The 3,720-nt window shown below is 61.1% G+C and carries 3 protein-coding genes and 2 pseudogenes; all 5 read left to right on the top strand.

Going from position 1 to position 3,720, the window contains the following annotated elements:
• Nucleotides 1–966: pseudogene (locus A3722_RS13770) on the top strand (IS3 family transposase); the annotation flags it as partial.
• Complete coding sequence (gene tnpA / locus A3722_RS23390; protein WP_150120329.1) at nt 963–1,376, top strand: IS66-like element accessory protein TnpA; 414 nt, start codon at nt 963–965, stop codon at nt 1,374–1,376. The pseudogene A3722_RS13770 and the gene tnpA, both read left to right, overlap by 4 nt.
• Nucleotides 1,373–1,723, top strand: a complete 351-nt coding sequence (gene tnpB, locus A3722_RS13765) for an IS66 family insertion sequence element accessory protein TnpB (protein WP_067630184.1) — start codon at nt 1,373–1,375, stop codon at nt 1,721–1,723. The genes tnpA and tnpB overlap by 4 nt, the downstream gene beginning before the upstream one ends.
• A 60-nt stretch (nt 1,724–1,783) precedes the next feature.
• Nucleotides 1,784–3,452 (top strand): annotated as a pseudogene (gene tnpC / locus A3722_RS13760) (IS66 family transposase).
• Between the two features lie 2 nt (nt 3,453–3,454).
• Nucleotides 3,455–3,676: a hypothetical protein gene (locus A3722_RS13755; protein ID WP_067625326.1), complete on the top strand. Its 222-nt coding sequence runs from the start codon at nt 3,455–3,457 to the stop codon at nt 3,674–3,676.
• The last annotated feature ends 44 nt before the right edge of the window (nt 3,677–3,720 follow it).

Raw genomic sequence — 3,720 nt, 5'->3', positions numbered from 1 at the left:
CGATCTGGCTGCAATGAAGGAACTGGTTTCAAAAAAGTGGTGACGCCTGCCGTGAAGCGCGAGGCGGTCGCGCATCTGAAGGCCCTTCTCGGGCTATCGGAACGGCGGGCGTGCCGGATTGCCGGGGCGGACCGCAAGATGGTCCGCTACCAGGCTAAGCGTGCGCCGGACACGGTTCTACGCGGTCGGTTGCGGGATCTGGCCAATGAGCGTCGACGGTTCGGTTATCGGCGGCTCTTCGTGCTGCTGCGCCGCGAGGGCGAGCCCTCGGGGATCAACCGGATCTATCGGCTTTACCGCGAGGAAGGGCTGGCGGTGCGCAAGCGAAAGGCCCGACGCAAGGCTGTCGGGACACGGGTGCCAATCTTGGTCGAAGCACGGCCGAACGCACGTTGGTCATTGGATTTCGTCCACGACCAATTCGCCAGCGGCCAGCGCTTCCGGGTGCTCAACGTGGTCGACGATGTCACCCGGGAGTGCTTAGCGGCAATCCCGGATACCTCGATTTCGGGACGGCGTGTGGTACGCGAGCTGACGGCATTGATCGAGCGGCGCGGAAAGCCTGGCATGATTGTCAGCGATAATGGGACCGAACTAACCAGTAACGCGATCCTGCGCTGGTGTTCCGAGCATCGGATCGAATGGCACTACATCGCGCCGGGCAAGCCCATGCAGAACGGCTTCGTCGAAAGCTTTAACGGGCGGATGCGCGACGAGCTACTTAACGAGACCATGTTCCGCAACCTGGCACATGCCCGCGTCGTGATCCCCGCATGGGCCACCGACTACAACACCGAACGCCCGCATTCGGCCTTGAATTACCAGACCCCGGCCGACTACGCGCGGACCCTAACCACCGCAATCGCCCGCCCCGATACGCGAGATGAAAGCTCCGCGTGTCGGGCGATTGCTCAACCTGCGCCAATCGGCGTAAACATCAATCGGGCTCAAGTCACAGCTGGATGAGAGTTCCGTGGCAGGTCAACCGCCCTCAAATCGAAGTTCTGTCTGCTGCCGATGGTGAACGCCGCCGGCATTGGTCGGATGATGACAAACTGCGCATTGTGGAAGAAAGCTTTATTGGCCACCGTCAGGTGACAGCCACGGCGCGGCGACACGGCATTTGCCGGTCGCTTTTGACGACTTGGCGGCGGCAGTATCGAAACGGTGAGCTTGGGTCTTCTGGCTCTGTATCGTTCGCGCCGGTGACTGTGCCGAAGGAAGTTTCCGCGTCGCAGGCAAATCCGATCGATGCCATTCCATCTCCGGACTGTCGGGTTGAGGTAGCCCTTCCGAATGGGCGTCGACTCATCGTGCCGATCGGCGTGGAGTCCGAAGCGCTTGCTCGGATTCTGGCAGTGGTGGATCGGCAATGATCGCGTTTCCGGCGGGCGTGAAGGTGTGGATCGCAGGCGGCGTCACCGATATGCGGCGGGGCATGAACACGCTGGCGCTACAGGTGCAAGAAGGGCTCGGCCGCGATCCCCATGCGGGTGAGATATTTTGCTTCCGAGGTCGTAAGGGCGACCTCGTCAAGATCCTGTGGCATGATGGCGTGGGCATGTCGCTTTATCTAAAGCGCCTGGAGGCAGGCAAGTTCATCTGGCCCGTGAGCCGGTCGGGCGAAGCGGTGCAGATATCGGCGGCGCAGTTAGGCTATCTTCTGGAGGGCATCGACTGGCGCAATCCTCGCTGGACACAACGCCCTGCAAAGGCTGGTTAATTCAGGCCAGAAAGCCTGTTTTTATTGGTGTTCCGCGGCCCCGGCTGGTAAATATCGGTCATGTCTAATGCCGCCTCTGAACTCGCCAAATTACGCGCTGCCCTGGCCGCCGCAGAGGCCCGTGCAGATGTTGCGGAAAGCGAGCTGGCGCAGGCCCGCGCGGTTGTCTCCTGCTCCGAGGCGATGATCCAAGAGCTCAAGCTCGAGATCGCCAAACTGCGCCGTGACAAATACGGTATCTCGTCAGAACGACGCGCTCGGCTGATCGATCAACTGGAACTGCAGCTTGAAGAGATGGAAGCGGCGGCCACCGAGGATGCCTTAGCCGCAGATCAAGCAAGCGAGAAAGCCAGCACGCTGCGCGCCTTCACGCGCCGCCATCCCGTGCGCAAGCCGTTCCCCGATCACCCGTTGCCCGGCAGTCGCTGCTTGCAGCGATGAGAGGGAGCCGCGCGAGCGGGTTGTTGTTGAGGCACCGGCCGCCTGCACTTGCTGTGGCTCGGACCGGATCGTGAAGATGGGCGAGGACATCACCGAGACGCTGGAGGTAATCCCACGTCAGTGGAAGGTGATCCAGACTGTGCGCGAGAAGTTCACTTGCCGGGCCTGCGAGAAGATTAGCCAGCCGCCGGCGCCGTTCCATGCGATTCCGCGCGGATGGGCCGGACCCAGCTTGATCGCAATGCTGATCTTCGAAAAATACGGACAGCACCAGCCGTTGAACCGGCAGGCAGAGCGCTTTGCGCGTGAAGGCGTTGATCTGAGCCTCTCCACGCTGGCAGACTTGGTCGGGCACGCGACTGTCGCCTTGCAGCCGATCCATGCCCTGATCGAAAGCCATGTGCGTGCCGCTCACCGCCTACATGGCGATGATACCACCGTGCCGCTTCTGGCGCGGGGCGGTGCAAAAAAGGCCCGGCTCTGGACCTACGTGCGTGATGATCGGCCATGGAATGGTGGCGCCCCACCAGCGGCGTTCTTCCGCTTCTCTCGAGATCGCGGCGCAACCAATCCCAATCAGCATCTGGCCGGATGGCAAGGTGTGCTGCAAGCGGACGCCTATGGTGGATACAACGATCTCTATCGCGAAGACCGCGACGAGGGGCCCGTGACCAGTGCGTTGTGTTGGTCACATGCCCGCCGGAAGTTCTTCGAACTGGCCGACATTGCGGGCAACGTCCGCAAGGGCAAACCCGCCCATCAGATCTCGCCGGTCGCACTGGAAGCGGTGAAACGGATCGATGCCATCTTCGACATCGAGCGCGAGATCAATGGGCTGGATGCTGATGCCCGGCTCGTCGCCCGCCAGAACCTGTCCCGTCCCCTGGTGAACGGCCTCCACGACTGGCTGCAGGACGAGCGCGCGAAACTGTCCAGACACAACAAGGTGGCCAAGGCGATCAACTACATGTTTGAGAAGCGTGGCCGTTGGCAGGCCTTCACGGCATTCCTCGATGACGGGCATATCTGTCTGACGAATAATGCGGCCGAACGCGCTTTACGTGGCGTGGCACTGGGCAGAAAGTCGTGGCTCTTCGCAGGCTCAGAGCGCGGCGGTGAACGGGCTGCCGCCATGTATACCCTTATCGTCACCGCCAAAATGAATGACATCGATCCGCAGGCCTGGCTCGCCGATGTTCTCGCCCGGCTGCCCGACTTGCCCGTCTCGCGCGTGCATGAACTTCTGCCTTGGAACTGGAAAGCTCTATCCCTTCCACAAGCAGCCTAACCATGCAGCTGAACAAGGTGTATTCCGTCAAGACAATCGACCGCGTCGCTGTCGAACTGGGCGAAACCGTCAATAAGATCTTTGATCTCGCCACCGGTATGGAAACCGAAGATGGTATAATCTGGGTCTACGGTCCCAGCGACGACGGTGTCATCGCATTCACTCCAATCGGGATCGAAAACCTGCAAGAGCTCATCGAAATGGACCGTGATCGCGAGCGATGACCCTGCNTGTGGCCTACGCCGGATGCTTACGCAAGAGCGACCCG

The sequence above is a fragment of the Sulfitobacter sp. HI0027 genome (assembly GCF_001634775.1).
Classification (GTDB): Bacteria; Pseudomonadota; Alphaproteobacteria; order Rhodobacterales; family Rhodobacteraceae; genus Sulfitobacter.
The sequence above is the reverse complement of the archived record's forward strand: the minus strand, read 5'-3'. Positions and strand labels throughout refer to the sequence as shown.